This window comes from Salmonella sp. SAL4457 (assembly GCF_046548235.1).
Taxonomy (GTDB): Bacteria; Pseudomonadota; Gammaproteobacteria; order Enterobacterales; family Enterobacteriaceae; genus Salmonella; species Salmonella enterica.
In genome coordinates this window covers 1-248 of sequence record NZ_JBGDZO010001042.1, presented here as the reverse complement: position 1 = coordinate 248, position 248 = coordinate 1, and the positions used below count along the sequence as shown (strand labels likewise).

At 61.3% G+C, this 248-nt stretch carries 1 protein-coding gene; it reads left to right on the top strand.

What is annotated here, in order from left to right:
* A partial coding sequence (locus tag ACLJNW_RS27355) for a hypothetical protein (protein WP_410961694.1) occupies positions 1-248 on the top strand: 248 nt, incomplete at both ends.

The following is a 248-nucleotide window of genomic DNA, read 5'->3' as shown; positions in this document are numbered from 1 at the left end:
AAGTCGAGCCGTCGATCGCCGACCGTTTTGCTCCGCAGATTGCCGACGCTGAAATCCGCAGCATTCAACGGATGTGGCGCGAAGTCCTGGCTGAGCAGGTTCGCCTCGCCCTCCTGATCGTTCCAGCCGACAATCCATTCGAGCCGACCATGGCGCGGAGGATGCTCCTAGGAGAAACCAGCCGGAAAGACCTTGACCTCCTGCTCGACCTCGCCGGGTGGGATGTTCAGGTGTTCGAGAACGCAGCC